A 25,169-nucleotide genomic window follows, 5' to 3' on the forward strand; every position below is an offset into this window, starting at 1 on the left:
GAGCGGGATAAAGGGTCGAGACGGTTCGAATCGTCGTCCGAGCGGGTGGGTTCCCTCTCGAGTCTCGGGACAAGGCGGCGACCGCCGCGTCGACCGAGCGAAGGTTTCAATTCCGTACCATTTGTTGGCGGTCGTATGGTTCCCGAACCGGAGTCATCCGCCGAGTCCGCTGCCAGCCCGCCGCCGCGGGATCGGTCGAGTGGCGCGTTTTCGCGACACGTCTCCCGCGTCACCGACCGCCTCGGCGACCTCCTGCCCTACGCCGTGGTCCCGTTCGTCCTCTCGCTGCTCGAGGTCGACAAGATCGAGCGGACGCTCGATCCGCACCGCACCTCTTTCTCGGTCCAGTTTTCCCTCCCCTCGCCGCTGCTCGAGCTGTGGTCGCTGGTCGATCCGCCCGACCCGGCGAGCACCGGCTCGAGTACGACGACGGGGTGGGATACGGGCGCGCCGTTCGAGGGCTCGGGCGGCGCCGCGCCGGTCGGCGGCCCGACCACTACCGGCCCCGAGATCACGATCGAGACGCCCGTCGAGTCGATCGTACTGCCGGTCGACGCCGTCGGATCCGCGGAGATCGCCTGGCTCGGAATCGCCCTCCTCGCGTACGGGGCGATCGGCGCCGCGGTCGCGGCCGCCTACCTCGGCGGCATCGATCGCCGACTGCGCGACGAGCCTGCGGTGCTGCTCGCCTGCGTCGTGGACTACGCGCCGCGGCTGTTCGCGTACTACCTCGTCGTCTTCGCCGCGTTTCTGGCCCTGCTTCCGATCGCGCTGATCGCGCCGGCGTTGGTCATCCTCGCAATTCCGCTGGTGCTCGTACTCGGCTATCTTTTCTACGCGGCGCCGTTCCTGCTCGTCGTCGCCGACGCGGGCGTCCTCGAGGCGTTCCGCCGTTCCTATGCGTTCGCGATGGCAGGCGGGGCGTACTTCCGGTTCGCCGTGGGGCACGTCGTCGCCGCTGCCATCGTTTCGCTCGTGCTCTCGATACTCTTGAACGGCGGCGTCGTCGGGTTTGCCCTCGCGTTGCTCATCGCGAGCCCGGTCGGACTCGTGCTGACGGCCGCGACGGTCTCGCTCTGTCAGGAACTCGTCGACGCCGACGATAAGCCGCATCGAGCCCCGAGCGTCGACCGCGACCGTTTCGACTCGAGCACGTAATGTCCCGGCGAATCACCGCGACCGACGTCGTTTCCCTCCTTCGGCTGGCGGCGCTGGCCCTGCTGGTGAGCGGCTTCATCGGCTGGGTAGTCGAGGGTAGTGCGTTCGACCTCGAGTCGCCGTACACGGTCGCGTTCGGTGCCGGACTGGGCTGTGCGCTGGTCGCGATCTATCTGGGCGTCTTCCTCGCGAACCGCGGGGAGTGATCGCCGCCCCATCATTTCGATTCGAAAACGGTATCCCGCCGTCTCCGGTACTCCCGCGACATGGATCCGCGCATCCGCGAACACGCCGAGATCATCGCGAACCACTCGGTCGACCTCGAGGAGGGGGACAACGTCGTCATCGACGCCCACCCAGTCGCCGAGGATCTGGTCGTCGCGCTGCACGAAGTGATCGGCGACCGGGGAGCGAACCCGGTCACGACCACTCAGCGAACCGGCGCGCGACAGCGCCGCGCCTACCTGCGCGCCGCCGATGGCGAGTTCGAGACGCCCGAGCACGAACTCGCGCTCATCGAGAACACGGACGTCTACATCGCCATCCGCGCCAGCGACAACGTCACCCAGACCAGCGACGTCGACCCCGAGACGCAGGCGGCCTACCAGCAGGCCCACCAGCCCATCCTCGAGGAGCGCCTCGGGATTCGCTGGTGTCTCACGCAGTTCCCCGCGCCGGCGAACGCCCAGCTCGCGGAAATGTCCACCGAGGGCTACGAGAACTTCGTCTGGGACGCCGTCAACAAGGACTGGGACGAACAGCGCGAGCACCAGGAAAACATGGTCGAGATCCTCGACCCCGCCGACGAGGTCCGCATCGTCAGCGGCGACACGACCGACGTGACGATGTCCGTCGACGGCAACCCGACGATCAACGACCACGGCGAGCACAACCTCCCCGGCGGCGAGGTGTTCACCGCGCCCGTCCCCGACAGCGTCGAGGGTGAAGTGCTGTTCGACATGCCGCTGTACCATCAGGGCCGCGAAATCACGGACGTCTACCTCGAGTTCGAGGGCGGCGAAGTGGTCGATCACTCGGCGGCGAAAAACGAAGGTGTCCTCACCGAGGTCCTCAATACGGACGACGGCGCGCGCCGGTTGGGCGAACTCGGCATCGGGATGAACCGCGAGATCGACCAGTTCACCTACAACATGCTGTTCGACGAGAAGATGGGCGATACGGTCCACATGGCGGTCGGCCGCGCCTACGACGACACGGTCGGCGAGGACAACGAGCAGAACGACTCGGCGGTCCACGTGGACATGATCGTCGACATGAGCGAGGATTCGTTCATCGAGGTCGACGGCGAGGTCGTCCAGCGCGACGGTACGTTCCGGTTCGAGGACGGGTTCGAAGAATAGTACCGCGACGAACAGAGTGAGTTGTGGCTTTTTCATCGAACTTTTTCCGCTCGGGTGGCTCACTGCGTTCGCCACCACTCGCGCAAAAACTTCGGTGCAGGTCGTGCAGCGAAACGGCACGTTCCGATTCGAGGACGGCTTCGACGACTAACCGTCCGACTGATTTTTCGAGTTTCGATGGCTGCATCTCGGATAGCCCTACAAACGAACGTCGTCTACTACCGGTAACTGAGGCTGTGGATCGGTAGTTGTCAGGTGCATAATCGGTAAATACCATGCGTAACATATTGGAATGTAGACAGTATGTCCGAGTTGCTTCTCGGTATCGGCGTCCTCGCCGCGGTCTTCGTCGGGTACAACGTCGGTGGCTCGACGACCGGTCCGGCGTTCGGCCCCGCGATCGGTGCCGGCGTCATCGGCAAGGGCGTCGCCGCCGCGCTCATGTCCGGCTGTTTCCTCCTCGGCGCGCTGACCGTCGGCCCGGAGGTCGTCCTGACCCTTTCGCGGGACCTCCTCCGCGATCCCTCCGTGTTCACCCTCCGCTCGAGCGTGGCCGTCCTGCTCGTGATCGGGGGCGCGCTGTTCCTCGGCAACTACGCGGGCGTCCCGGCGTCGACGTCGATGACCGCCGTCGGCGCCATCGCGGCGCTGGGTTCCGCGACTGGGACCCTCGCGTGGAGCGCGCTGGGCGAGATCGTCGTCGCGTGGCTGGTCGCGCCGGTCGTCGGCTTCTGGGTCGCCGGCGTCGTCGGTCGGTACTGGTATCCGCGACTCGCGGCTTGGCTCGCGCTCGAGGAGCGGGGAGCCGATCGCGCTCGAGCGCGACCGATGGTGACCGTGGTCTCGTCGGGACTCGTGCCGTGGCTCCGAATCCGTTCGACCGACGGGCGACGGCAACGGATCGGAGCGGCGGCCGTCGTCGGCGTCGGCTGTCTGATGGCCTACGCCTCGGGGACGAGCAACGTCGCCAACGCCGTCGCGCCTCTCTACGCGATCGACGCGCTCGAGTTGGATGCGCTGATCCTGCTCGGGTCGGGTGCCGTCGCGCTCGGCGCGTTCACGATCGCCCGGCGCACGCTTGAGACGCTGGGCGACGACCTCACAAGGCTGCCGCTGCCGGCGGCGATCATCGTCGCCGTCATCAGTTCGGTGCTCGTCGTCGCGCTCTCGGCGGTCGGTATCCCGGCGAGTTTCGTCGTCATCGCGACGACCTGCATCATCGGACTGGGCTGGGGGCGGGCGACGCGAACGACGACGCTGGCCGACGCCGCTCGCGGCGAGGACACGCCGGTTTCAGTCGGCGCGCTGGCTGCGGACGATGAGAACGGCGACTCCGAACCCGCACCGCCGATCGGCGAGGAGACGGCAAGCGACGTTCCGGCGACGGCCGAGCTATTCGATCCCGCGACAACCGCCCGCGTGCTCGTCGTGCAGAACCTCGTGCCCGCGGTTGCCACGGTCGGCGCCTTCGTCCTGTTTCGGTTCGCTCCGGTCGTCGGGGCCTAATCCCGACCCGCATCGGTCTTTATTGGCGTCGGCTCCGTACCGCCGATAATGACCGTTCTCGTCGCCTACGACGGCTCCGACCCCGCACAGCAGGCGGTGACCTACGCGTTCGACGAATACGCCGACGACGAAATCGTCTTGTTGCGGGTCGTCGAGGTCGCAGACAGCTTCACCGAAGCAACCATCCAGGCCATCGAGGAGACGCTCGCCGATCGGCGCAAAGCCGCGTCCGAGACCCTCCGCGAGGACCTCACGGAGTTAGTGACGACGACGGACGTCGAGTACCGGGTCGAAACCGCGGCCGGCGATCCCGCTCGAGAAGTCGTCCGGTTCGCCGAGGAGCACGATGTCGATCACATTATCGTCGGCAGCCACGGGCGAGAGGGGGTCTCGCGCGTGTTGCTCGGCAGCGTGGCCGAACGAATCGTCCGCCGTGCACCGGTGTCGGTTACCGTGGTTCGCTAATCGGCGGGCGACGGCGCAATCCGCCGTCCGAATTCGGGGTACCCGCTACTGCGTGTTCGTCAGCCCGCCGTCGACCACCAGCGACTCGCCGGTGACGTAATCCGAGAGGTCGCTCGCCAGGTACAGCGCCGCGTCGGCGACGTCCTCCGGTTGACCCGCTCGCCGCGAGGGGATCATCTCGAGGAACTGGTCCTCCGCGTCCGTGCCGATGATCGGGAAGTCCTCGGTCGTCATCTTCGTCTCGATGAGTCCCGGATGGATCGCGTTCACCCGGATTCCGTCAGGTCCCAGCTTCGCCGCCATCGCGTAGGTCAAGAGTCGGACGGCCCCTTTCGTCCCGCAGTAGGTGACGAAATCGCCCGATCCCTCGAGGCCGGCGACCGACGAGAGGTTGATGATGCGGCCGCCGCCCGCGTCGACCATCCGTTTCGCCGCGGCCTGCGCGCCGAAGTAGACACCCTTGACGTTGATATCCATCATCCGCTGGAAGTCGTCCTCCGCGACCTCGAGGAACTCCTCGCCGTGGAAGATGCCGGCGTTGTTGACCATCACGTCGACGCCGCCGAACTCCTCGGCCGCCTCGACTGCTCCCTCGAGGTCGTCGACGTTCGTGACGTCGCACTCGACGTAGGTCGCACTGACCTCCTCTTCCTCCTCAACGAGGTCGTGAGTCGGCGTCCCGCCCTCGCGGGGTTCCTCCTGTACGTCTGCGATCACGATGTCGGCCCCTTCTGCTGCGAACCGTCGGGCGATCTCCCGGCCGTTACCGCTCGAACCTCCTGTGACGACGGCGACGTCGTCTGTGAGCATTGGTGACATTGCACATGCCAGTACCACGTTTTTCTTTTAAATGTTGTTGACGATTCATCGAGGAAAGCGCCGAAACGCGACGTTGACCGCGAACGGAAGCGTTTCGCCGGACGTCGCCGCTCGAGCGTTCGACCGGCGATCAGTCCGACTCAGGAGAAATGAGTTGTACGTCACCGAGTTGCCCCACCGGCTGGTACTCGCAGCGGTAGGTGTCCATCTCCGGCGTCGCCTCGAACGCGAGCGTTTCGCGCTCCCCGAGCGTCTCGTTGCCCGGCGTCGAGTAGTCCTCGACGACCTCGCGATTTTCGTCCCAGAACGCGATGTTGTGGTGGATCCCGTCCTGATTCGTCCAGGTAAGTTCGTACTCCCGCCCCTCGACGAGCACCAGCGTCGGGTTCTCGACCAGTTCGATCGGGGCCGGCTCGAGGCCAAGCCAGCCGCCGACGTAGCCGTCGAATCGGAGTTCGGTGACGTCCCGCCACGCCTCGGGGTCGGTGTTCGCGACGGTCGTCTCCGCGGCGTCGACGACGGGCTCCTCCGGGCCGTCGCCCTCGCTGTCGCCGCCACCGCCGCTACCCTCGTCGCTGCCGCTCAGACAACCGGCCAGCGACGCTACGGCCGTCGCCCCGAGTCCCGTCAGGACCGCTCGCCGTCCGGTTTCGCCGCCGGTTCCGGTGCGGTTCGATCCCATCGTCGAACGTACTTCGCGTACGTCCATAAGCGTGGGTTCACGGTGAGTGAACCGTCTTTGCGAGCGGACGGTTCCGGCTCGAGATCGATACTCCAGCGACCGAAGCGGCTTAGTGTAATCACCGACGAATATACACCGTGAATTTCCCGAACTGGCAGACCTACCTCGTTACGCAGGCCTCGCTTTCCGAGGGGCGCTCGACCCTCGAGATCGTCGAGGCGGCGATCGACGGCGGGATCGACGCCGTCCAGTTGCGCGAGAAGGATACCGACGCGCGCCGGCGGTACGATCTCGGCCTCGAGGTGCGCGACCTGACCGCCGAGGCGGGCGTCGACCTGATCGTCAACGACCGCGTCGACCTCGCGCGGGCGATCGACGCCGACGGCGTCCACGTCGGCCAGTCCGATCTCCCGGTCTCGGTCGCGCGCGACCTGCTCGGCCCGGACCCGATCGTCGGCTGTTCGGCCTCGACGGTCGCGGAGGCCTGCGAGGCCGAAGCCGCGGGCGCGGACTACCTCGGCGTCGGCACGGTCTACGGCACCACCTCGAAGGACGTCGACCCCGAGCAGGACGGCGTCGGTCCCGAACGCGTCGCCGAAATCGCCGAGGCAGTTTCGATCCCGATCGTCGGCATCGGCGGCATCACGGCCGACAACGCCGGCCCGGTCGTCGAGGCCGGCGCGACCGGCGTCGCGGTCATCTCCGAAATCGCCGCGGCCGACGATCCGCGGGCCGCGACCGAGGCCCTTGCACAGGCCGTCGAAACGGCGACGCCGCTCGAGAACGGAGGGATCACCAATGAGTGAGGACATCGACCTGGAGTCACAGGACCTCACGAACTCACTGGACGCCATCGCCGAGTCCGAACCGCTCGTCCACTCGGTGACCAACGAGGTGACGATGAACGACGTCGCGAACCTGATCCTCCACTGGGACGCGCTGCCGGTGATGGCCGACTCGGAGGGCGACGCCGGCGAGATGGCCGAACTGGCCGACGCGATCCTCTTCAACACCGGCCAGGTACCGGAGCGACGCGTCGACGCCATGCACGACGCCGCCGAGACGGCCAACGACCTCGGCACGCCGATCGTTCTCGATCCCGTCGGCGTCGGCGCGACGGCCACCCGCCGAAGCGTCGCCGAAGCCCTGCTCGAGTCGACCGACTTTGCGGTCATCAAGGGTAACTACGGCGAGATCAGCGCGCTAGCGGGCGTCGAGGCCGAAGTGAAGGGCGTCGAGTCGGTCGGCGACTACGAGGAGATCGAGGACACAGCGCAGTCGCTGGCCGAGTCGACCGGCGCGACGGTCGTCGCCAGCGGCGTCGAGGACGTCGTCGCAACCGAGGACGCCGTCTATCGGCTCGCCGTGGGCCACGAGATGCTCTCGACGGTCGTCGGCACCGGCTGCATGGTCGGCGCGACGATCGCGGCCTTCCGCGGCGCGCTCGAGGACGATTTCGCCGCGGCCCTGCACGGGGCGCTCGCGTTCGGCCTCGCCGGCGAGCGCGCGGCCGACGCGAGCTACGAGGGACCGGCGAGCTATCGGACGGCGTTCCACGACACGGTGGCCGGGCTGTCGGGCGCGGATCTGGAAGCCGTCGACCTCGAGGCGCGGATCGAACGCGTCGACTGACGGCTCCCGCACCGTGACAGCGATCCGGGTGTTCCCGCGAGCGAGGGATTATTGAAACCGTTTTAGTACCGACTGCCGAACGTCAGTATATGACGCGAGAAAACCTCGCAGACGCAGCCGAATCGCTTCAGACCGCAGCGGACGCGACCAGCAACGACGACGCGCGCGAGCGCCTCGAGAACCAATCGAGCGAGTTCGAGACCCTGGCGACGGCCGACCGCGGCCCGGACCACGGCAAACTCGCGCGCCACGAGCACATCCTCACGGACATCGCCGACGAAGAGGGCGGCGAGGTCGCCGCTCACGTCGAGGAGGCCCTCGAGTCGATCCGCGCGTTCCGCTCGACGGTCGAAGGGGTGTAGGCCCGAGTCGCCCGCCGACGCGCCCGGAAGCAGGGGTTACTTCCGCCGGTGCCCCGTGGCGGGCCGTAGTGAGCGACGTGATTACCGAGTACGCCGACTACGACGCGTTCGCCCGCGAGTGGCACGCGCGGGACCTCGAGTCGCATTCGGTGACGCTGTCCGAGGCCCGAGCCCGGGGCCTGCTCAACGAACAGGACACGCGTCAGATCTGGCAGCTGCTGGACTTACTCGAGGACGACGAACTGTTCCTCCACCTTCCGCAGTGGCTGGCCGACGAGAAGGTCGACGGTGCGGACGGAGACGGGGACGCGCCGACGACGTTCGTCGGCCGTCTGTCCCGCGAAACCGACAAGGCGATTCTCGTCGAGGATTCGGCGGCGACGCACGCGCTGATGCGCCTCGCGCACGGAATCCGCTCGCTCGAGCGGGGCCTCGAGAACACCGGGGCCGACGCGGACCGCCGCGAGGAGTTAGAACAGCGGCTGCAAGCGAAGTACCGACAGTTCGAGACTCGCGAGGGGGCCGTCGGACTCGCGGACGAGTGGGTACCCAAGAGTCAGATCAGGAGCACCATTCGACGGCGGGAGTGACCGGAACGGCGGCGTTTCGGCCTCCGGCTCGAGATCGCGGGGATCAGCAGACCGGCTTGGGGTTCGCGCCCATCGCTTCCATGTTCTCGACGTACTCGTCGTAGGCGGCCTCGATCGCGCCGTTAGCGGCCGCCTCGGCCTGCGCCCAGTCGTCGTCGCTCTCGCAGACGTCCTCGAGCAACTCCGTCGCGCGCTCGAGTTGCGCGTCCAGATCGCCGCCGAACTCCCGGAAGACGCTGGCGGTCTGGGGACTGGCGTCGCCGACGAAGAAGCCGACGACCTGATCCTTCGAGCGCTGGCTCGCGAGGATGCGCCCGACGAGCGCGCCGACGCGGTCGACGGTCGAGTCGAGGCCGCGCAGGTACTCGTGGAGCGCGGGCACGTTCTGGGGCTCGTACTCCTCGTCGCCCAGTTCCTCGAGGACGGTCTCGAAGTGACCCTGTTCCTCCTCGGCCGTCGTTTCGAAGGCCTCGCGCGCGGCGTCGTGGTCCTCGTCGTCGGCCCACCCGCTGAAGGTCTGCCAGGCGGCGTGCTCGGCGTCGGCGGTCGCCTCGAGGACGGGCTCGGTGTCGATATCGCCGCCGGTGTCGGCGTACAGCGACTTCGAGGAGCCGAGCCGGGAGAGTTCGGTCTGGTTCTCGTCCTGAACGGTCTCGACGAACGCGTCGGCGTCGGTCATGGACGGTCGTTCGGGAGGCCGGGAGTTAGGCCTATCGTCATCGGCAGTGGTTTGCGGTCTCGAGGTGGCGACTGGCTACCTATCCGTCGCCGTCTCGAGTACGCTCTACGTCGGCTGGCCGCGGACTGACGAGCCACCCGAGAACGAGGAGTACCGAACCGGCGAGGACGACCATCAGCAGCAGTTTTGCGACTGGTTGTAAGCCGCCGTATCCCTCGCCGATGCTGACGAACCCCGCGGCGAGGACGACGATCCCCACACAGAGCAGTTGGTTCGTCGCTTTGCGACTCGAGAGCCACGAGTCGTCGGTCATCACCTTGGAAATCCAACTCGAGGGCAGTAACGGTTCCGATCCGAGCGGGTCAGGGACGCTCGCGTCGCGTGAAACAGGGCGTCGACATCCCGGTACCGACGGTACCGAGAGCGACGGCTACGGACGTCGACTCGCATCAAAAATGAAACTGATCGCTTCGAACGACTACGCTGTCGTTAGTTACCCTTCTCGATCGGGGCGTTGACGAGGTTGCCCCACTCGGTCCAGGAGCCGTCGTAGTTGACGGTGTCCTCGTAGCCGAGCAGTTCGTGCAGGGCGAACCAGGCGACGGAGGAGCGCTCGCCGATGCGGCAGTAGGCGACGGTCGTCTCGTCGCCGTCGATGCCTTCCTCGGCGTAGAGTTCCTCGAGTTCCTCGGGGTCTTTGAACGTGCCGTCGTCGTTGGTCACGGCCGCCCAGGAGATGTTCTTCGCGCCGGGGATGTGGCCGCCGCGCTGGGCCGTTTCGTTGAGTCCCGGCGGGGCGAGCACTTCGCCGCTGTACTCCTCGGGCGAGCGAACGTCGACGAGCGGAACGCCGCGCTCGATCGCGTTCTCGACGTCTTCACGGTAGGCGCGGATGCTCTCGCGCGGGCCGGCGGCGTTGTACTCCGTCTCGGAGAAGTCCGGCTCCTCGTCCGTGGTCGGGTAGTCGTTCTCGAGCCAGTACTCGCGGCCGCCGTCCAGCAACTTCGCGTCGTCGTGGCCGTAGTACTTGAACTGCCAGTAGGCGTAGGCGGCGAACCAGTTGGAGTTGTCACCGTAGAGGACGACGGTGTCGTCCTCGCTGATGCCGTGACTGCCCAGCAGGTCCTCGAAGTCCTCCTTCTCGAGGATGTCGCGCTGGGTCTGGTCCTGGAGCTGCGTTTCCCAGTTGAACCCGATCGCGCCGGGTGCGTGCTCTTCCTCGTAGGCTTCCGTGTCGACGTCGACCTCCACGAGTCGGAGGTTCGAGTCGTCGTCCTGGAACTCGTCGAGGCGCTCCTCGACCCAATCGGCGTCCACGAGTACGTCTTTGGCGTAGTCGTCTGCCATAGGTGCATGAAGGGACCCAAGGGTCATAGTGGCTCACGAACCGGACAATTCGGACACCAGTCGATCGTTCAGGAAAGTATTGCTGGTACTCTGCGCGAACGGTCACCGCGGGTGCCGCGCCGCCGACCACTGACAGCGGTTTATACATAGGGCCGACATATGAGCGGTTGGGCTGGTGGAGGTCGGGCCCCTGAACCAGAAATTATTGCCGGAATCTCGGTACCGAGGGGAGACGTGCCGGGACCGATGGGTTGTGGGACCCACAGCGGCATCGTCAACGTAATGGACGAATCCGTCGTCGTCGCCCCCGACTGGCTCGCAGCGCGACTCGAGGCCGAAGACGAGGACCCGCAGGTACGTATCGTCGACGTCAGGGACGCCTGGGAGTACGACGGCATCGGGCACATTCCCGGCGCCGTTAACATTCCCTTCGACAGCTACCGCGACGAGTCCGACGTCGACCGCGGCACCCTGCCGGGCGCCGACGCCTTCGCCGAACTGCTCTCCGAGGCCGGTATCTCGCCCGACGACACCATCGTCGCCTACGACGATACCCACGGCGTCTTCGCCGCCCGGTTCGTGCTCACCGCGCTCGAGTACGGCCACGACGACGTGCGGCTGCTGGACGGCGACTACAGCGCCTGGAACCGCGAGTACGAGACCACGAGCGAGGTCCCCGACGTCGACCCGACCGACTACGAGCCCGACCCGCTCGAGGCCGCAGAGAGCCCGCTCGTCGACTACGAGGCGGTCGAAGCGGCCCTCGAGCGCGGCGCGCTGTTCGTCGACACCCGCGAGGACCAGGAGTTCGCGGACGCCCACCTTCCGGGCGCCGTACTGTTCGACTGGCGCGAGGTCATCGACGACGACACGCGGCGGCTCAAGCCCGCCGACGAACTCGAGGCGTTGCTGGAAGACCACGGGATCACGCGCGACCGCGAGATCGTCCTCTACTGTAACACGGCCCGGCGGATCAGCCACACCTACGTCGTCCTCACGGCGCTGGGCTACGACGATGTCGCCTTCTACGAGGGCAGCCTGACGGAGTGGCTGGAACGCGACGGCGAGGTCGAGACTGGCGCACCCGAGGCGTGAGGCGACCTCTCGATTTCGGAACTGCCACCCGATGACTCAAATAGGTCACCTTCGAATCGGACGGTACGAATGTCACGCGAAGGGCAGTCGATCGATCGCGCGGCCGACCCCGGTCGCGTCATCGATGCGCTAGAGGACGACGCCTGTTGCGACATCCTCGCCGTTCTCGAGGAGCCGATGACCGTCAAGGAGATCGCCGCGGAAGCCGAGGTGCCGCTCTCGACGACGTACAAGAAGGTCGACCGGCTGACCGACACGTCGCTCGTCGGCGAGGAGATCCAACTCCGGCCGGGCGGCCACCACCGCTCGCAGTACGTGGCCCGGTTCGAGCGGCTCGCCGTCGAGTTCGACGAGCACAGAAATTTGCAGGTCGAGATCGAGCGCCCGCCCGCGAAGTCGGAACGGGAACGCGAGTCCGGACTCTCCGAGCTGTGGTCGTCGGTTCGAGAGACTGCGGAGACCGTCCTCGAGGGCGGAACGGAAAGCCAGCGCTCGAGTCGAAGTGAGGAGTCGTCGACCGCGGACTAAATCGTCGTCACTCGCGGTTGGCGTTCGAATACCGAAGGAAAGGGGAACGGAAAACGCGACTCATCCGAGGATGTAGTCGAGTTTCGGGTACTTCTCGAGCAGCGGTTGGCCGTCGATTTCGTACCGTTCGATGAGCGCGTCGAGCCCGAGGATCCGGCCGGCGCCGAAGGCGGCGACGGCGAGGAAGACGAGCAGGTACGCGAAGTCGCCGTTGATGAGGCCGTGTTCGACGCTCCAGTTCGCGAAGTAGAACATGAACATCATCATCGCGCCGAAGAAGGCCGCGAGGCGGACCAGCGCGCCGACGAGCAGGCCCAGGCCGATCGCGACCTGTCCGAACGGGACGGCGACGTTCACGAACTCGACGAACCAGGGTGTCGTTCCCATCCAGGTAAACAGGCCGGCCAGCGGCGAGGCCTGGTTGACGCCGTAGAGGAGGAACCCCTCGGCGCTAAACGGCTCCGCGGCCAGGAGTTTGCCGAGGCCGGCGTAGAGGAACGCGTAGCCCATCATGAGCCGCAGCGCGAGGACGAACCACGCGCTCAGGCTGTGAGCCTTCCCGCGGACCGTCATGCCGCCGACCTTGCTCTCGAATACGTTCGCACCGACAGTCATCTTCTCAGTTGCCATTATATCTTCACCTACTCCTATAGAGGGCGGAAGATACTATATAAATAGACGGCAATTCTCCGGAGGCGAGAATGTGCTCTCGTCGGCCGTAGAATCCACACGACCGCGAATCTGGAAAATCGGCCAGAGGGCGTTTGCTTATAAATGTGGGGGGGGGGGATGGCGTAGACGATCCGAGAGGGAACGGTCTCCGATCCGTCTCTCGAGCGCCCGTCAGTCCTCGAGCGTTCGCATCGGTTCGCGTCCGTGTCGCCGGGGACGCCGGAGGCACCGCTGCTGAGGGGCAGCCTCGAGACCGACGGACTGCCGGAAGCAGAAGAGTAAACCGCCCCTCTCGAGAAGCCCGACGCGATGCCACGCGACGATTTCCCGCAGATCGGTCTCGGTACGTACTCGGACGACAACCGCGAGCAGTGGACCGAGAACGTCCGGACCGCCCTCGAGGTCGGCTACCGCCACGTCGACACCGCGCAGGTGTACGAGAACGAGGCGTACGTCGGCGAGGGGATCGAACGGGCCGACGTCGACCGCGATGACATCTTCCTCTCGACGAAGACCGTCCACCACGACGTCCCGCCCGGACCCGAGCAGGTCCCCGAGGCCATCGACGGCTGCCTCGAGCGCCTCGGCGTCGACGCCGTCGATCTACTGTACGTCCACTGGCCGTCCGGGATCTACGAGCACGAGGAGATCCTGCCCTACTACGACGAGGCCTACGAGGCAGGCACGACGCGCAACGTCGGGCTCTCGAACTTCACGCCGGAACTGCTCGACGAGGCCCTCGAGGTGCTCGACGCGCCGCTGTTCGCCCATCAGGCCGAGATGCACCCGCTGCTTCCCCAGGACGACCTGGTCGCGCACGCGCAGGAACACGACTACTGGTTCGTCGCCTACTCGCCGCTGGCCCAGGGCGCGGTGTTCGACGTCCCCGAAATTCGGGAGGTCGCCGAGAAGCACGACGCGACGCCGGCCCAGGTCTCGCTGGCCTGGCTGCTCGATCACGATAACGTCGCCGTCATCCCCAAGGCCAGCAGCCGCGAGCACCTCGAGGGGAACCTCGCCGCCGCCGACCTCGAGTTGGACGCGGAGGACCGCGAGTTGATCGACTCGATCGACCGGCGGGAGCGCCAGATCGATCCGGATCACGGTCCCTGGAACTGGTAACCCGATTTCGCTGCCCCTCGAGTCCTCGAGGTACTATTCCTCACCCGACCCGCGACCGCTCGGCGCGACGTCCCGCCAGTCCGGCGCCGTCGAGAACTCGCTCGAGGACAGGTCGTCGAACGCCGTATAGATCGCTTCGGATAGCGCCGGGTGGACGTGCACCGGCTCGGCGACGTCGTCGACGGTACCGTCGCCGCGGTCCATCGCGACGACGACCTCCTGGATCAGCGTCGAGGCCTGCGGCCCGACGACGTGACAGCCGAGAATCTCGCCGTCCGGCGCCGCCAGCACCTTCACGAACCCGTCGTCGGCCCCGAGGATCAGTCCCAGCGGCGCGGCGTCGAACGGGACCGTCGTCGCCTCGTAGTCGCGGCCTTCGTCCTCGAGTTTACTTTCCGTTCGCCCGACGCTGGCGACCTGCGGGCTGGTGAAGATCGCGTGGGGCATCGCGCCGTAGTCGACCTCCCGGCCAGCACCGTCGAGGACGTTCGCCATCACGATCTCCGCCTCGTAGTCGGCCGCGTGCTTGAACGGCTGCTCGCCGACGATGTCGCCCAACGCCCAGATTCCCTCGGCGGTCGTCTCGAGGCGCGCGTCGGTCTCGACGTACCCCTTGTCGTCGGTTTCGACGTCGGTCTCCTCGAGCGCGAGCGTGTCTGTGTTTGGGCGGCGCCCGGTCGCGAGGAGGAGGTCGTCGGCCTCGATTTCGACGGCGTCGCCGTCGCTACCGTTGCCGCTATCGTCGTCGCTGGGTTCCGCCGTGATCGTAACGCCACCGTCCCCGTTCTGCGAGACTTCCGCCGCCTCGTAGCCGGTGTAGAGTTCGCAGTAGTCCGCGAGCGAGTCGGTAACGACGGCGCTCGCGTCGTCGTCCTCGCCCGGAATCAACTGCTCGCTGCGCCCGATCATCGAGACGTCGGTGCCGACGGCGCCGAAGAAGTAGCCCAGTTCCGCGCCGATGTACCCCCCGCCGACGATCGCGAGTTCGTTCGGCCGCTCCTCGAGGTAGAGCGCGTCGTCGCTGGTGCGGAAGTCGACGTCCTCGAGGCCGTCGATCGGCGGCACCATGGGCCGCGAGCCGACGGCAAGGATGATCGCGTCGCCGGTGATTTCGCTGCCCTCGCCGCTATCGCCGGTCGGTTCAACGGCAATCGTCCGCTCATCGACGAAGTGCCCCTCGCCGCGGTAGAGCGCGACGTTCTCGTTCTCCTCGAGCGACCGGTCCTGTCGTGCAGCCTTCTCGTAGACGGTGTCGTGGATCGCGTCCGTGATCTCGCCGTACGCGACGTCCTTCAGGTCGGCCGCGACCCCGAACTCGCCGGCGCGTCGCACCTCGTCCGCGAGGTCGGCGCGGTGGAGCAGCGCCTTCGAAGGGACACAGCCCCGGGTGATGCAGGCCCCGCCTAGCGGTCCGGGCTCGATTACGGCCGCCTCGAGGCCCCGGTCGGCCGCCGCGGTCGCGACTTGACTGCCGGACCCGCCGCCGATCACGACGGTATCGTACTCGTCCCTGTCTTGGTCCATGAACTGGTTCCACCACGGACGGACGCGTAAAACCGAGACCTGCTCCCGAATGGCCTCCGATGGCCCCCGTTTCGACTCGACGATTCGAGTCGCGGTTCGGACTCGCTACGACGGACGTCCCTCGAAGCCGGCGGGAACGACCCGACCGACGCCTCGAGCGACGAGACTCGAGACGAGCGAGCACAGCGCGTACCAGGCCATCCACGCCTGTACCGGCCCGACGATCCGCGCGGTCCAGACGATATCGCCGAGCACGGGCGCGACGGTCACCAGCGGCGCGGTCGCGTGGGCCGGCGCCGTCACCAGCCACGAGAGGTAGAGAAAGACCGGGACGGTCAGCACCATCGTCCACGCCAGCACCTTCAGGTGGTCGGTCAACAGCAGCGCCTGCCGCCCGACGAGGTCGCGGCGCTGGTCGGCGAGTCGCTCTACCGTCGTCTCGTCCCCGCGCGCTCGAGCGGCGGCCAGCCGCTCCCGAAGTTCCCGCGTCCGATGCCTGAACGCGCCCGTGTCCGGCCGCTCGAGGCGGCGGCGGACGAGCGTCGTCGCCAACGTGGTCGCGACCGCCAGCGCGAGGACGACGACCGGAAACGGTAACGCGGCCGCGAGCGGTCCGATCGCGAGATCGAGAGCCGCCGCGACGCCGTCGCGAATCGCCGACACCTGATAGCCGGCGACCAGCGAGAGCGCGCCGATGCCGGCGGCGACGTCGCGCCGCGACCATCCCTCGGGTTCGGGCGGGTCGAACTCGCGGCCGTCGAGCGTTTCCCTGACCGCCGTCGGGTCGTTCAAGACGAACCGATCCTCGCCGTCGACGGGAACGAGGACGCCCTGCTCGAGCATCGCGCCCCAGTGTTCGCGGTCGATGTCGTCGCGGACGTCCGTCCGCGCGACGGTACCGTCGCTCTCCTCCGCAGTACGGAGGACCGTCGCCAGCGCCGCCGCGCCCTCGTCGTCGGCCGCGACGTGCGTTCCGGATGCTGTCATCCTCGAGGAGTTCGACGGCGACGGGTATCGACAGTGGGCTCGCGTTTCCGACGGCGACACGGCTACCGAAGGTTTAGGAGGCCGGTGCGGGCGGTGCCGAAACGGTGTTGCTCTGCGGGTCCGCGGACGGATACTCGAGAATCGACGCGCCGCGGGGTTACTCGTCGCCCCGCTGGACGGTCAGGACGGGGACCGGCGCGCTGCGCAGGAGTTGCTCGGTGAAACTGCCGAGCAGGTGCCGATCGAGGCCGGTGTGGCCGTGGGTCCCCATCGCGATGAGGTCGACGGCCTCGGCGTCGGCGTGGGTCCTGATTTCGTGGGGGACGGAGCCGCTCGAGACCGTCGTCGTGATCGACGCCTCCTCGAGCCCCGTCTCCGTCGCGGCCGCCGTCGCGGCCTCGAGGATCGCAGTGGCGTTTTCCTCGAGTTCGGCAGCGACCTCGTCTGAAACCGGCTCCTCCACTTCCGGCAGTTCGTCGATCACGTACAGCAACTGCAGCGTCGCGCCGGTGTGGGCCGCGACCTGCGCGGCGAATCGAACCGCCGCCGTCCCGTGGTCGCTGCCGTCGGTCGGAACGAGAATCGCCTCGTAGGGATACGATCGGGTGACGCCCTCGGCCGCCCGAACCGACAGGACGGGCGTCTCGGTGACGTTGATCACGTAGTCCGTCGTCGTGCCGAGCACGTACTCGCCGATCCCGTGACAGCCGTGGGCGCCCATCACGACGAGATCGGCGTCGGCCGCGGCCGCGACGATTTCCTCCCGCGGTTCGCCCCGCCGAACGTCGGTGACGACGTCGATCCCGCGCTCTTCGGCCCGCTCGCGCGCGTTTGCGATGATTTCGTCGCCTTCCGCCTCGAGCGCGTCGGCGACGCCGCTGCCGAGTCGGGCGAGGCTCGGCATCGCCGTGTCCGCGACGTGGAGCACGCGGAGGGTCGCGCCCATGTCCGCGGCGATCTCGAGGGCGTGGTCGAACGCGGCCGTCGCGGCGTCGCTCCCGTCCACGGGGACGAGAATATCGTCAACGGTCATACACACCCGTGTCGTTCGCTCGGGTGGGGTTTACATCTACGGGCGGCGGGTGCCGCGTCGTCGCAGCGTCCGCGCCCCCGCGGCGGTCAGAGCCAGTTGTCGCCCGTCGTGTCCTCCTGCGCGTCGCGGTAGGAGCCAACCGCCTCCGCGAGGTTCGCGACGGCCGCGCGCTCGCTCTGGCCCTGGCTCGAGACGCCGGTGATCTCGTCCTCGGCGATGTGGAGCCCGTTTTCGTCGACCCAGGTCGTCACGTCCGCGTCCACGAGGGCGTCGTACTCGTTCGGGTCGACCGATTCGGCGTCGTCCGCGTCGACCTCGTCTCCGTCCGTCATACCCGTCACTTCTCGCCGCGCGAGTGAAATACGCATCGCCAGCGGTCGGCCGCGCGGGCCGTCTCGTCTCGAGTCCGAGCCGCCGGTTCCGCAACGGTAACGCCGACGACCGCCTCGAACCCTTATCACCCTCGTCGTGGTCCGTCCCGTATGTCGTTCGATCCCGACCGCGTCACGACGATCACCTTCGACTCGTACGGCACCCTGGTCGACGTCGAGGCAGCCACCGCCGCGCTGGCCGACGTCGTCGACGATCCCGACGCCGTCTCCCGGCGCTGGCGAACCCGATCGCTGGCTTACGCCTTCGTCGCCAACCAGATCGACGCCTACCAGCCCTTCTACGAGATCAACCGCGACGCGCTCCAGTACGCGCTGGACGCCCACGACGCGGCCGTCACGGCGGACGAGCGCGACGAGGTCCTCGCGGTCTACCACGAACTCGAGGTCTTCGACGACGTCCGCGACGGCCTCGAGGGGCTCGTCGATGCGGGCTACGATTGCTACGTCCTCTCGAACGGCAATCCCGAGATGCTCGAGTCGATGGTCGAACACGCCGACATCGAAGAGTTACTCGAGGACACCATCAGCGCCGACGAGGTCGAGACCTTCAAACCCGACAGCGAGATCTACCGTCACGCCGCGGCCCGAACCGGGACGCCGATCGACGAGATCGCCCACGTGGCGGCCGGTTGGTACGACGTCCGCGGTGCGAACCACGCCGGCATGCAGAGCGTCTGGGTCGACCGGAAAGGCAAGCCGTGGGGGCCGTTCGACGGCGAGCCGGATCTGACGATCGAAACGTTCGACGAACTGGTCGAGACGCTCGCGTGAGGTCGCGCGGCGACGGTTGTGTCGTCCTGCTCCGCCAGATCCCTCGTTACTCGATCCCGATGATCGGCTGGGGCTCGTAGGGCTCCTCGAGGTACTCGACGTCCGACTCCGAGAGGTCGATCTCGAGGGCCTCGACCGCGTCCTCCAGGTGCTCGACGCTGGTCGTGCCGACGATCGGCGCGTCGACGTACTCGTTCTGGAACTGCCAGGCGAGCGCGATCTGGGCCATCGTGACGCCCTTCTCGTCGGCCAGTTCCTGCACCCGCTCGTTGATCTCGCGGCCGCCGCCGCGCTCGTACTCCGGCGCGGGGTTGTGGAAGTTGTCCGGATCGCCGCGTTCGGTCGCCTCGAGGTCCTCGACCGGGCGGGCGAGGTAGCCCTGCCCGAGCGGTCCCCACGGGATGACGGCGATATCGTTCGCGTCACAGAGGGGGAGCATCTCGCGTTCCTCCTCGCGGTAGGCCAGGTGGTAGTGGTTCTGCATCGTCTCGAAGGAAACGAGGTGCTCGCGTTCGCTCGTCCGGAGGCGCTCGGCCAACTGGTGGGCGTACATCGAACTCGTGCCGACGTGTCGGACTTTCCCGCGCCGGACCGCGTCGTCCAGCGCGCGGAGCGTGGTTTCGGGCGGCGTGTTCGGATCGACCCGGTGGGTCTGGTAGAGGTCGATGGTGTCCATGCCGAGTCGATCGAGCGAGGCCTCGAGTTCCTGTTCGATGGTCTTTCTCGAGAGGCCCGCCGCGTTCGGGTGCTCGTCGCCCGAAGGGAACCGGACCTTCGTCGCGACGACCATCTCGTCGCGGTCGTAGTCGGCGAGCACGTCGCCCAGGATTTCCTCGCTCTCGCCGTCGGAGTAGGCGTTCGCCGTATCGAAGAAGTTGATGCCGAGGTCGATCGCGCGCTCGATGAGCTCGCGGCTCTCCTCGCGGTCGAGCATCCACGGTTCCTCGCTGCCGAAGCTCATACAGCCCAGACAGAGCTCGCTCACTTCCATCCCGGTCGAGCCGAGGGTGGTGTATTCCATACCGATCGATTGTGATGGTCGCGCACTTACAGTCCCGTGAATCGGCGATATCCACCCCTTCGTTCGCGCCGGTGCGGCCGATATCGCCGCGATTTCGGGCCGCGAACCGAGATCCGGGGTAGAAAAAACCTTTAACGCCGTCGTCCCGTAGAACGAGCAAATGGTACTCGACGATCTCGGGAGTTCTCTGCGGGGCACCCTCGACAAACTCCGCGGGAAGTCACGAATCAGCGAGGAGGACGTCGAGGAGATCGTCAAGGAGATCCAGCGCTCGTTGATCTCCGCCGACGTCGACATCTCGCTCGTACAGGAACTCTCCGGCAACATCAAGGAACGCGCCTTAGAGGAGGAGCCGCCCGCCGGCACGCCCGCGCGGGACTTCGTCCTCCGTATCGTTTACGAGGAACTGGTCGATCTCATCGGCGACTCCACGGAACTCCCGCTCGAGGAACAGACCATCCTGCTGGCGGGGCTGCAGGGGTCCGGTAAGACCACGTCCGCCGCGAAGATGGCCTGGTGGTTCTCGACGAAGGGGCTGCGCCCGGCGGTCATCCAGACCGACACCTTCCGGCCCGGCGCCTACGAACAGGCCGAGGAGATGACCGAGCGCGCGGAGGTCGACTTCTACGGCAACCCCGACAACGACGACCCCGTCGAAATCGCCCGCAACGGGCTCGAGGCAACCAGCGAAGCCGACGTCCACATCGTGGACACCGCCGGTCGCCACGCCTTGGAGGACGACCTGATCGACGAGATCGAGCAGATCGAGGGCGTCGTCGAGCCCGACACGTCGCTGCTCGTGTTAGACGCCGCGATCGGTCAAGGGGCGAAGGATCAGGCCCAGCAGTTCGACGAGTCGATCGGCATCGACGGCGTCGTCATCACGAAGTTAGACGGTACGGCGAAGGGTGGTGGCGCGCTGACCGCGGTCGATCAGACCGACTCGTCGATCGCCTTCCTCGGGACCGGCGAGGAAGTCCAGGACATCGAGCGCTTCGAGCCCGACGGCTTCATCTCGCGGCTGCTCGGGATGGGCGACCTCTCCCAGTTGGCCGAGCGCGTCGAGCGCGCGATGGAGCAGACCGAGATCGAAGAGGACGACTGGGACCCCGAGGACATGCTCCAGGGCCAGTTCACCCTGAACGACATGCAAAAGCAGATGGAGGCCATGAACAACATGGGCCCGCTCGATCAGGTGATGGACATGATCCCCGGCTTCGGCGGCGGGATCAAGGACCAGCTCCCCGACGACGCGATGGACGTCACCCAGGAGCGGATGCGGACGTTCTCGGTCATCATGGACTCGATGACCGAGGCCGAGAAGGAGTACCCGAAGGCCATCGGCGCCAGCCAGATCGAACGCATCGCCAAGGGCTCCGGAACGAGCGAGGAACAGGTCCGGGAACTGCTCCAACAGTACAAGATGATGGAGAAGACGATCAAGCAGTTCCAGGGCATGGGCTCCGAGCAGGAGATGCAGCGCATGATGAAGCAGATGCAACAGCAGGGCGGCGGCGGTGGCGGCGGTGGCATGGGCGGCATGGGGCCGTTCGGATAAGTCGCCGCTCGAGTTGCGATTCGGCTATTCTATCTCGCTCGTTCGTCCCTTCTTGAGTCTGCATCGCTTGCAATTCGACCCGTACCAGCGAATAGTCCTCGAGCCACCGCCTCACCCGCCGAACGGTTCGTTTCGGTGACAGTCCGGTCGCCATATTAAAGAACGGCTAGACCTAGCCTCGAGTATCATGGCGACGAACCGGCGACAGTATCTGGCCCGCACCGGCGCCGCGCTGGGCACGGCCGCGCTTGCAGGATGTCTCGATGTCCTCGGCGGCGAGGACGGGACCGACGTCGAGGTCGAGGATCGAACCGGCCCCCGGGAACTCGACCGGGCGGTCGGACAGTTGAACCGGGCCGCGCTCGCGTTGAACGTCGACGAGGAAGCTCTCGAGAACCCCGAGGCGGTCGACTTCGACGGGTCCGAGCCCCAAGACCACATCGAGCGGGCTCGCGACCACCTTTCGACCGCCGAATCGGAACTGGACGGCCGCGAGGACGATTTCGAGGCGCTGCGGACCTACGCGAGCGTCCTCGAGACGCTGACCGACGTCACCGCGACGGTCGCCGACGACGCGCTCGTCGAGGACGTCGAACAGGTCAATAGCGCGCTCGAGAGCGACGACAGCGCGGATCTCGACGAGGCGGTGACGACCGTCGAGGACCGGCGGGCGACGCTCGAGTCGGCCCAGTCGGAGTTCGACGCCGCCACGTCCGATCTGATGTCGCTCGACGCCGCTCGTCTCGAGGAACTGGCCGTGATCGACCGGGCGGAGATCGAATCCGGCGCGTCGATACTCGGCGACGTCCTCGACTCCCAGGTCACGCTGGCCACGGGGTACGAGACGCTGCTGGGCGGCTACGAGTACCTCGACCAAGGGCGGACCAAGGCAGACAACGGGAATCACGAGGACGCCGAGATGGCGTTTACCGCGGCGAAACAGGAGTTCGCGACCGCCGCCGAGACGCTCTCGAGCGGCAAGGAGGACGCCCCCGAGGGGTTGGTCGAGTACTTCGCGACGGCGCTGTGTCAGAGCGGCCACCTCGAGTCCGCGGCGGGGAGCTTCGCCGATGCCTCGGCTGCGGCGGCCGAGCGGGACGTCGTCGCCGCACGCCAGCACCGCGACGAGGCCGAGGCCTCGCTGGAGGATGCTCGCGCCTGCGCAGATTGAGGTCGCAAGAACTGCAGCGCAGTACACCTGAGCCGCGACCGCGGCGACTGCGATACTCGAGCCCTCGCCGCGTTTGGTCGTCGTCCGTCGACTCGATCGGCGGATCGGAGAACTACAGCAGGCGGGTCGTTCAGCCCGTAACCGGTTCGCCGTCTTCCGTCGGCGGCGCGATCTGATTGATGTACTCTTCGACGGACGGCTCCTCGACGCGAACGCGGACGTTGATCTCGCCGAGTTCGTCCGGTTCGCCGACCGAGAAGTTGATCCGATCCATAAAGGCGGCCTGCTTCTTGAGCGCGAAGGAGAACGTGTCACCCTCGCGGTTCGCGAAGAACTCGCCGCGGGCGGTATCGAGGATCTCTTGGCGATGGAGCAGGTCCGAGAAGTGGTCCATCGAGTGGGCCTCGGCCCTGATCTCGCCGAACTCCTCCTCGAGGTCGGCGTTGGGGAAGATGTTGGCGACGGCGTCGGCGACGCGGCTCGTGACTTCGGTGTCGTAGATCGGTGCCGTGATCTCGACGTCGACGCGGTAGATGTCGGTCATGGGTCTGCTTCCGCTTCGGTTCGGTTGGTACTTTCGTCGTCGGTTTCGGTTCCGGTATCGGTATCGCTATCGCTATCGGCGGCGCCGTCGCCCTCGAGCGCTTCGGGCCCCTCGCGGATGATCGTCTGCATCCGCTCGTGGAACGCCTCGAGCGAGTCGGTGTTCTCGACGACGACGTCGGCTTCGTCCATCGCGTCGTCCATCCCGAAGCCGCGCTCGCGCTCGTCGCGGGCGGTTAAGGGCTCGCCGCCCTCGTTCTCGCCGGCATCGCGGCCGCGGGCGTCGATCCGCTCGGCGCGGACCTCGAAGGGGGCCTCGATGCTGACGAGGATGAAATCGTCGCCGAAGCGCTCCTCGAAGACGTCGACCTCGGTGTCCGATCGGATGCCGTCCACGAGGACGGTGTCGTGGTCCTCGAGGCGGTTCTCGATCATCGGGAGCGAGCGCTCGGCGATGGCCGCCGGGCCGTTCTCGTCGCGCAGGGCCTGCGCGACCTTTCCGTGGTCTTTCGTCGGGTCGAGTCCGCGGTCGGCGGTCTCCTGGCGGACGACGTCGCCCATCGTCACCACCGGGATTCCGTCCTCGCGTGCGACGGTGGCGGCTTCGCCCTTGCCGCTGCCGGGCAGTCCCACCGTTCCGATGACGTGCATCGAGTCCGAATAGCAGCGTTGCCCGCTTAAGGACTGTGTCTCCGACTCGTCACAGGCAGGTCCCGACTCGAGAACGACGGTGTTCGACGAGAATAGCTTGGGCGCCCCTTTTTTCCACCCGCGGTGGATGGTCGGAGTGGCGACTCGAGAGGGCAGCGATCGTCGCGCTCGAGTGACTGTGTCGCTCCCGTCGCGGCGGCTGCGTCGATCGTCCGTCGTGTCGAATAGTAATGTTCAATCTGACAACATCACAACGTATCGACACTGGTCGATTGCCATGGTCATGCGAATCCGGCTGGATGGGGACAGTGACGACTCCGACGACGCCGACGACCGGACGATCAGGGAGTGGATACGAAACCCCTCGGATGTGGGTGGCGTGTTCGTCAGAGCCGCGATCGGGTCCATCGTGGCGACCTTTTTGTCCGTTCTCGGGCTCGTCGGCCAACTGCTCCTCGCTGCCGACGAGCCGCTCGTCGACGAACCGCACCTGGAAGAGCCGCTCACGGGATGGGTGTAGCTCGTCTCGCAGACCGCTGCGGGGGTCTCGGTGCTGGGATACGCCGTCTGGTCGGTGTGGAAGCAACGGCAGCTACGCTCCCGGAGCGAGTCGTCGCTGTTACGGGCGCTTCGACCCGCGGACGGACACAGCAGCGACCCCGACGCGTACGAAACCCAGGTCAAAAACACCGTCTTTGCGCTTTTCCTCGCGGTCATCCTCGGCGCGCTTCCGTTCCAGATCATCACCCACGCGCTCCTGTCTTAGCGGCTGGCCGCCTCCCAGCACAGCGGCGAGCCCGACTCGCCTCGAGCCCCGTCCTCTTTTGGACTCGAGGTGGACGCCTCCCGTATGCGGCTGTCGACGAAAGTGATCCTCGCGGCCCTCCTCTTGATCGCGATCCCGATTCCCGTCCTGCCGCCGCTGGTGGGAACCACGATCGGCGTGGTCCTGCTGTTGCTCGGGCTGTTCCTGCGATTCCTCGGAGTGTAATCGCAGGAATAGCGTCGGTGGTGAGACGCAGGTGCTCGAGCCGGCCCCTTCGAAACCGCTATCCGTCGGTCGCGTCCCGGTCGGGGTATGACACAGCGACCGCTGTTGGTTCGTGCGCTCTGGTTCGTCTTCGTCGGCTGGTGGGCGACGCCGATCGTGGTCACCATCGCGTGGGCCCTGCACGTGACCGTGATCCTCGCACCCCTCGGCATCATGCTGATCAACCTCGTGCCGGCGGTCCTGACGGTACAGGAACCGCGCTCGCGGCTGGACCCGGAGCAGGCCCGCGGGCAGCACCCGCTGATCGTCCGGGTGCTGTACTTCGTGCTGGTGGGCTGGTGGCTGAGTTTCTTCTAGGCGAATCTGGCGGTGCTGTGCGCGCTGACGATCGTCGGCCTGCCGGTTGCCATCTGGCTGGCGAACCGACTGCCCTCCGTCACGTCGCTGTACCGTGTGCACGGATAGCGTTGACCGGCGAATCCACACTGTTTATGCCGGTCGATCCGTCA

At 66.8% G+C, this 25,169-nt stretch carries 31 protein-coding genes and 1 pseudogene; 19 read left to right on the forward strand and 13 right to left on the reverse strand.

Annotation, left to right across the window (positions count from 1 at the left end; translation table 11 throughout):
* The first annotated feature begins 135 nt into the window (after positions 1-135).
* The 5 genes from ATJ93_RS16720 to ATJ93_RS16740 all read left to right on the forward strand — a co-directional run bounded on the left by ATJ93_RS16720 (position 136) and on the right by ATJ93_RS16740 (position 4,490).
* The gene (locus ATJ93_RS16720) at positions 136-1,158 is read left to right on the forward strand and encodes a hypothetical protein (RefSeq protein WP_120245789.1); all 1,023 of its coding nucleotides are present in this window, start codon (positions 136-138) and stop codon (positions 1,156-1,158) included.
* A complete protein-coding gene (locus ATJ93_RS16725; protein WP_120245790.1) occupies positions 1,158-1,364 on the forward strand; it encodes a hypothetical protein in 207 nt (68 codons plus the stop codon). The genes ATJ93_RS16720 and ATJ93_RS16725 overlap by 1 nt, the downstream gene beginning before the upstream one ends.
* A gap of 60 nt (positions 1,365-1,424) precedes the next feature.
* Positions 1,425-2,519: an aminopeptidase gene (locus ATJ93_RS16730; protein ID WP_120245791.1), complete on the forward strand. Its 1,095-nt coding sequence runs from the start codon at positions 1,425-1,427 to the stop codon at positions 2,517-2,519.
* A gap of 303 nt (positions 2,520-2,822) precedes the next feature.
* Complete coding sequence (locus ATJ93_RS16735; RefSeq protein ID WP_120245792.1) at positions 2,823-4,025, forward strand: inorganic phosphate transporter; 1,203 nt, start codon at positions 2,823-2,825, stop codon at positions 4,023-4,025.
* Between the two features lie 48 nt (positions 4,026-4,073).
* Complete coding sequence (locus tag ATJ93_RS16740) at positions 4,074-4,490, forward strand: universal stress protein (RefSeq protein WP_120245793.1); 417 nt, start codon at positions 4,074-4,076, stop codon at positions 4,488-4,490.
* A gap of 45 nt (positions 4,491-4,535) precedes the next feature.
* Here ATJ93_RS16740 and ATJ93_RS16745 read toward each other — a convergent pair whose 3' ends face one another.
* Entirely contained in the window at positions 4,536-5,309 is a 774-nt protein-coding gene (locus ATJ93_RS16745; protein ID WP_211334078.1) for an SDR family oxidoreductase, read from the reverse strand.
* A gap of 130 nt (positions 5,310-5,439) precedes the next feature.
* Positions 5,440-5,991, reverse strand: a complete 552-nt coding sequence (locus ATJ93_RS16750) for a hypothetical protein (RefSeq protein ID WP_120245795.1) — start codon at positions 5,989-5,991, stop codon at positions 5,440-5,442.
* A gap of 137 nt (positions 5,992-6,128) precedes the next feature.
* Between ATJ93_RS16750 and thiE the strand changes: the two genes are divergently transcribed.
* From thiE to ATJ93_RS16770, 4 genes are all read left to right on the forward strand, one after another.
* The gene (gene thiE / locus ATJ93_RS16755) at positions 6,129-6,797 is read left to right on the forward strand and encodes a thiamine phosphate synthase (RefSeq protein ID WP_120245796.1); all 669 of its coding nucleotides are present in this window, start codon (positions 6,129-6,131) and stop codon (positions 6,795-6,797) included.
* Positions 6,790-7,623, forward strand: coding sequence for a hydroxyethylthiazole kinase (gene thiM, locus ATJ93_RS16760; RefSeq protein ID WP_120245797.1), 834 nt, complete (start codon positions 6,790-6,792; stop codon positions 7,621-7,623). The genes thiE and thiM overlap by 8 nt, the downstream gene beginning before the upstream one ends.
* 89 nt (positions 7,624-7,712) lie before the next feature.
* Positions 7,713-7,985 carry a DUF7553 family protein gene (locus ATJ93_RS16765; RefSeq protein ID WP_120245798.1) on the forward strand — a complete coding sequence of 91 codons (273 nt, stop codon included), beginning with the start codon at positions 7,713-7,715 and terminating at the stop codon, positions 7,983-7,985.
* 68 nt (positions 7,986-8,053) lie between these two features.
* Complete coding sequence (locus ATJ93_RS16770; RefSeq protein WP_120245799.1) at positions 8,054-8,575, forward strand: hypothetical protein; 522 nt, start codon at positions 8,054-8,056, stop codon at positions 8,573-8,575.
* Positions 8,576-8,618: 43 nt separating this feature from the next.
* Here ATJ93_RS16770 and ATJ93_RS16775 read toward each other — a convergent pair whose 3' ends face one another.
* The 3 genes from ATJ93_RS16775 to ATJ93_RS16785 form a co-directional block, all read right to left on the reverse strand.
* Positions 8,619-9,254 carry a rubrerythrin family protein gene (locus ATJ93_RS16775; RefSeq protein ID WP_120245800.1) on the reverse strand — a complete coding sequence of 212 codons (636 nt, stop codon included), beginning with the start codon at positions 9,252-9,254 and terminating at the stop codon, positions 8,619-8,621.
* Positions 9,255-9,333: 79 nt separating this feature from the next.
* Positions 9,334-9,567, reverse strand: a complete 234-nt coding sequence (locus ATJ93_RS16780) for a hypothetical protein (RefSeq protein ID WP_120245801.1) — start codon at positions 9,565-9,567, stop codon at positions 9,334-9,336.
* Positions 9,568-9,743: 176 nt separating this feature from the next.
* Positions 9,744-10,601 (reverse strand): sulfurtransferase, encoded by an 858-nt coding sequence (locus ATJ93_RS16785; RefSeq protein WP_120245802.1) that lies wholly within the window; start codon positions 10,599-10,601, stop codon positions 9,744-9,746.
* 282 nt (positions 10,602-10,883) lie between these two features.
* Here ATJ93_RS16785 and ATJ93_RS16790 point away from each other — a divergent pair, with 282 nt between their 5' ends.
* The gene (locus tag ATJ93_RS16790; RefSeq protein ID WP_120245803.1) at positions 10,884-11,696 is read left to right on the forward strand and encodes a sulfurtransferase; all 813 of its coding nucleotides are present in this window, start codon (positions 10,884-10,886) and stop codon (positions 11,694-11,696) included.
* A 69-nt stretch (positions 11,697-11,765) separates the two neighbouring features.
* A complete protein-coding gene (locus ATJ93_RS16795) occupies positions 11,766-12,224 on the forward strand; it encodes a winged helix-turn-helix domain-containing protein (RefSeq protein ID WP_120245804.1) in 459 nt (152 codons plus the stop codon).
* Between the two features lie 60 nt (positions 12,225-12,284).
* Here ATJ93_RS16795 and ATJ93_RS16800 read toward each other — a convergent pair whose 3' ends face one another.
* Positions 12,285-12,854, reverse strand: coding sequence for a DoxX family membrane protein (locus ATJ93_RS16800; RefSeq protein ID WP_120245805.1), 570 nt, complete (start codon positions 12,852-12,854; stop codon positions 12,285-12,287).
* A 351-nt stretch (positions 12,855-13,205) separates the two neighbouring features.
* Between ATJ93_RS16800 and ATJ93_RS16805 the strand changes: the two genes are divergently transcribed.
* Positions 13,206-14,018 (forward strand): aldo/keto reductase, encoded by an 813-nt coding sequence (locus ATJ93_RS16805; RefSeq protein ID WP_120245806.1) that lies wholly within the window; start codon positions 13,206-13,208, stop codon positions 14,016-14,018.
* A gap of 33 nt (positions 14,019-14,051) precedes the next feature.
* On the opposite strand, the gene ATJ93_RS16810 is transcribed toward ATJ93_RS16805, so the two are convergent.
* The 4 genes from ATJ93_RS16810 to ATJ93_RS16825 form a co-directional block, all read right to left on the reverse strand.
* Entirely contained in the window at positions 14,052-15,542 is a 1,491-nt protein-coding gene (locus ATJ93_RS16810) for a dihydrolipoyl dehydrogenase (RefSeq protein WP_120245807.1), read from the reverse strand.
* Between the two features lie 105 nt (positions 15,543-15,647).
* Positions 15,648-16,529 carry a DUF106 domain-containing protein gene (locus ATJ93_RS16815; RefSeq protein WP_120245808.1) on the reverse strand — a complete coding sequence of 294 codons (882 nt, stop codon included), beginning with the start codon at positions 16,527-16,529 and terminating at the stop codon, positions 15,648-15,650.
* A gap of 157 nt (positions 16,530-16,686) precedes the next feature.
* On the reverse strand, positions 16,687-17,562 hold the full coding sequence (locus ATJ93_RS16820) for a universal stress protein (RefSeq protein ID WP_120245809.1): 876 nt from the start codon (positions 17,560-17,562) through the stop codon (positions 16,687-16,689).
* An 86-nt stretch (positions 17,563-17,648) separates the two neighbouring features.
* Positions 17,649-17,894 carry a type II toxin-antitoxin system HicB family antitoxin gene (locus tag ATJ93_RS16825; protein WP_120245810.1) on the reverse strand — a complete coding sequence of 82 codons (246 nt, stop codon included), beginning with the start codon at positions 17,892-17,894 and terminating at the stop codon, positions 17,649-17,651.
* A gap of 150 nt (positions 17,895-18,044) precedes the next feature.
* On the opposite strand from ATJ93_RS16825, the gene ATJ93_RS16830 reads away from it, so the two are divergent.
* Positions 18,045-18,725 carry a haloacid dehalogenase type II gene (locus tag ATJ93_RS16830; RefSeq protein WP_120245811.1) on the forward strand — a complete coding sequence of 227 codons (681 nt, stop codon included), beginning with the start codon at positions 18,045-18,047 and terminating at the stop codon, positions 18,723-18,725.
* Positions 18,726-18,771: 46 nt separating this feature from the next.
* Here the strand turns inward: ATJ93_RS16830 and ATJ93_RS16835 are convergent, their stop codons facing one another.
* Complete coding sequence (locus ATJ93_RS16835) at positions 18,772-19,746, reverse strand: aldo/keto reductase (RefSeq protein WP_120245812.1); 975 nt, start codon at positions 19,744-19,746, stop codon at positions 18,772-18,774.
* 160 nt (positions 19,747-19,906) lie between these two features.
* Here ATJ93_RS16835 and ATJ93_RS16840 point away from each other — a divergent pair, with 160 nt between their 5' ends.
* Both ATJ93_RS16840 and ATJ93_RS16845 read left to right on the forward strand, forming a co-directional pair.
* Positions 19,907-21,304 carry a signal recognition particle protein Srp54 gene (locus ATJ93_RS16840; RefSeq protein WP_120245813.1) on the forward strand — a complete coding sequence of 466 codons (1,398 nt, stop codon included), beginning with the start codon at positions 19,907-19,909 and terminating at the stop codon, positions 21,302-21,304.
* 187 nt (positions 21,305-21,491) lie between these two features.
* The gene (locus ATJ93_RS16845) at positions 21,492-22,475 is read left to right on the forward strand and encodes a hypothetical protein (RefSeq protein WP_120245814.1); all 984 of its coding nucleotides are present in this window, start codon (positions 21,492-21,494) and stop codon (positions 22,473-22,475) included.
* A gap of 130 nt (positions 22,476-22,605) precedes the next feature.
* Here ATJ93_RS16845 and ATJ93_RS16850 read toward each other — a convergent pair whose 3' ends face one another.
* Both ATJ93_RS16850 and ATJ93_RS16855 read right to left on the reverse strand, forming a co-directional pair.
* Positions 22,606-23,019 carry an RNA-binding domain-containing protein gene (locus tag ATJ93_RS16850; RefSeq protein WP_120245815.1) on the reverse strand — a complete coding sequence of 138 codons (414 nt, stop codon included), beginning with the start codon at positions 23,017-23,019 and terminating at the stop codon, positions 22,606-22,608.
* Positions 23,016-23,669, reverse strand: coding sequence for an AAA family ATPase (locus ATJ93_RS16855; RefSeq protein ID WP_120245816.1), 654 nt, complete (start codon positions 23,667-23,669; stop codon positions 23,016-23,018). Before ATJ93_RS16855 ends, ATJ93_RS16850 begins: the two co-directional genes overlap by 4 nt.
* A gap of 277 nt (positions 23,670-23,946) precedes the next feature.
* Between ATJ93_RS16855 and ATJ93_RS16860 the strand changes: the two genes are divergently transcribed.
* The 4 genes and pseudogenes from ATJ93_RS16860 (at position 23,947) to ATJ93_RS16870 (ending at position 25,125) form a co-directional block, all read left to right on the forward strand.
* A complete protein-coding gene (locus ATJ93_RS16860; protein WP_120245817.1) occupies positions 23,947-24,189 on the forward strand; it encodes a hypothetical protein in 243 nt (80 codons plus the stop codon).
* Positions 24,190-24,219: 30 nt separating this feature from the next.
* The gene (locus tag ATJ93_RS16865) at positions 24,220-24,435 is read left to right on the forward strand and encodes a hypothetical protein (protein ID WP_120245818.1); all 216 of its coding nucleotides are present in this window, start codon (positions 24,220-24,222) and stop codon (positions 24,433-24,435) included.
* 84 nt (positions 24,436-24,519) lie between these two features.
* On the forward strand, positions 24,520-24,660 hold the full coding sequence (locus ATJ93_RS23770) for a hypothetical protein (RefSeq protein ID WP_170155598.1): 141 nt from the start codon (positions 24,520-24,522) through the stop codon (positions 24,658-24,660).
* Positions 24,661-24,747: 87 nt separating this feature from the next.
* Positions 24,748-25,125 (forward strand): annotated as a pseudogene (locus ATJ93_RS16870) (YccF domain-containing protein).
* Positions 25,126-25,169 lie beyond the last annotated feature (44 nt).

The sequence above is a fragment of the Halopiger aswanensis genome, assembly GCF_003610195.1.
Lineage (GTDB): Archaea > Halobacteriota > Halobacteria > Halobacteriales > Natrialbaceae > Halopiger > Halopiger aswanensis.